Origin of the sequence: Pseudoalteromonas sp. S558 (genome assembly GCF_005886635.1) — a bacterium.
Taxonomy (GTDB): Bacteria; Pseudomonadota; Gammaproteobacteria; order Enterobacterales; family Alteromonadaceae; genus Pseudoalteromonas; species Pseudoalteromonas aliena.
In genome coordinates this window covers 1-409 of sequence record NZ_PNDU01000711.1, presented here as the reverse complement: position 1 = coordinate 409, position 409 = coordinate 1, and the positions used below count along the sequence as shown (strand labels likewise).

The following is a 409-nucleotide window of genomic DNA, read 5'->3' as shown; positions in this document are numbered from 1 at the left end:
CAGCTTCTTGCGTCATACGAGTTACTTGACCACGCGCACGCGGTTCAATTTCACGGGCATACGCTTCTGCTTCACGAATAAAGCGTTGTTCATCCTCTTGTGCCGCAATTGCATCATCAAACGCATCTTTTACTTCCATTGTTGTACGAGAGTCCTTGAAGTTAACGTCAGTTACGATTAAACCTAAGTTATAAGGTTCGATGATTTGATTTAGCTGATCCCAACTAATCTGACGTATAACTTCACGGCCGTTTGTCAGTACTTGGTCCATTTTTGAATGACCAACAACATAACGGAGCGCACTATCTAATGCTTCTTCAAGACTGCTGTCAGCGTTAGTGACACTAAACTTGTATAAGTAAGGGTCGATTACTCGATACTGTACTTCAAATTCAACGCTTACTACGTT

General features: G+C 42.1%; 1 protein-coding gene. It reads right to left on the bottom strand.

The window, feature by feature from the left end; genetic code table 11:
- A partial coding sequence (hflK, locus tag CWB66_RS22045; RefSeq protein ID WP_138587037.1) for an FtsH protease activity modulator HflK occupies positions 1-409 on the bottom strand: 409 nt, incomplete at both ends.